Genomic DNA, 1,759 nt, shown 5'->3' with positions numbered 1-1,759 from the left:
GGAGGGCACTGAAAAAGTCTTTCTGAAAACAGGGGATAAAAAGGAGTAGAAATTACGGTTTCTACTCCTTTTTTTGTATCTTAAAGGTATAATCGGCAGCCTTTTAGATGTTAGCTCAACAACAAAAAATTCAGCTCAGTTCCTATTCCAGGCTCTATGATCTGGTCATTCCCAAGGACAATCTGCTTCGCAAGATCAGCGAGCTGATAGATTTCACCTTTATTTATGATGAGTTGTTAGACAAATATTGTTCTAATAACGGGCGTATGGCAGAAAGTCCGGTACGCATGTTCAAATACCTGTTGCTGAAAACGATCTATACCATTTCGGATGTAGATGTCGTTGAACGCTCACAATATGATATGTCCTTCAAATATTTCCTTGATATGGCTCCTGAGGATGAAGTAATTAATCCCAGTTCGTTGACCAAATTCAGGAAGCTGCGTTTGAAAGATGCAGACCTGTTGAACCTGCTAATAAGCAAAACTGTTTCTATAGCGATTGAAAAGGATATTATTAAATCCAAATCCATTATTGTTGATGCAACCCATTCGTTATCCAGGTCAAACCCACATTCAGCACTCGAAGTTCTCAGAGAACGTTCAAAACTGTTGCGAAAAGCAGTTTACCATATAGATGAAGAGATGAAAGGCCGGATGCCGAAAAAGAATGATTCAGATGACCTGGAAAAGGAACTGGCCTATTGTAAGGAACTTGAAAAGTGTATCGAATCAGACCAAACGTTAAGTTTGATCCCTGCAGTCAAAGAAAAACTGAACCTATTGAAGGAAACCGTGGAAGATACGCAGGAAGACTACATCCTATCCAAAGACAAGGATGCCAAAACCGGTCATAAGTCAGCTGATAGCAAATTCTTTGGCTATAAGACACACCTGGCCATGACAGAGGAGCGTATCATTACAGCTGCGGTTGTAACATCAGGCGAAAAAGGTGATGGCCCTGAACTGCCAATGCTTCTGGAATTGAGCCGTGACAATGGTATTCAGGTTGATACGATAATCGGCGATTCGGCCTATTCCGGCAAGGAAAATCTTAACCTGAAAGGCAAAGATGATCAGAACATAAAAATAGTCGCCAAGCTGAACCCTGCAATAACCCAAGGCTTTAGAAAGGAAGAAGACAAGTTTGATTATAATAAGGATGCTGACATGTTTGTATGCCCTGCCGGGCATATGGCTATAAAAAAAGCACGTCAGGGAAAAAAGAACCGTGGGAAGAACCAAGCTCTCGTTTATTACTTTGATGTTGAAAAATGTAAAACCTGCTCATTAAAAGATAATTGTTATAAAACAGGCGCAAAGACCAAAACATATTCTATAACTATTAAATCGGACCAGCATAGCCAGCAGATGGCTTTTCAGGAAACAGACTACTATAAAGAGAAAACCAAGCATCGATACAAGATTGAGGCGAAAAACAGTGAGTTAAAAAATGTTCATGGTTACCACAGAGCGATATCTTATGGGATTGAAAATATGCAGATGCAGGGAGCCTTGGCAATTTTTACTGTTAACCTAAAAAGAATTATCAAACTAACCAGCTAAAGTCGAAAAGCAAGAAAGTTTAGGCTGAAACACCCTTGCTTTGCCTTCATTCGACACCTGTTCCTCCTCAAGCATAGCTGAAAATATACAGGAAATAAAAAAGCGATTCAATAAAAGATGATCCTTTATTAAATCGCTTATAAATGCCGCTCTTAAATAGCCACTTTTTCAGTGCCCTCTTGTTCAGGGCGGCA

The 1,759-nt window shown here is 39.8% G+C and carries 1 protein-coding gene; it reads left to right on the top strand.

The window, feature by feature from the left end:
* Window positions 1–107: 107 nt before the first annotated feature.
* The gene (locus BMX56_RS29765) at window positions 108–1,565 is read left to right on the top strand and encodes an IS1182 family transposase (protein ID WP_090653366.1); all 1,458 of its coding nucleotides are present in this window, start codon (window positions 108–110) and stop codon (window positions 1,563–1,565) included.
* The last annotated feature ends 194 nt before the right edge of the window (window positions 1,566–1,759 follow it).

It is taken from the genome of Mucilaginibacter sp. OK283 (genome assembly GCF_900110415.1).
Classification (GTDB): domain Bacteria; phylum Bacteroidota; class Bacteroidia; order Sphingobacteriales; family Sphingobacteriaceae; genus Mucilaginibacter.
The sequence above is the reverse complement of the archived record's forward strand: the minus strand, read 5'-3'. Positions and strand labels throughout refer to the sequence as shown.

Excerpts from the sequence above, each read along its gene's own strand:
- BMX56_RS29765 (WP_090653366.1), top strand. The coding sequence starts at position 108 with ATGTTAGCTCAACAACAAAAAATTCAGCTCAGTTCCTATTCCAGGCTC.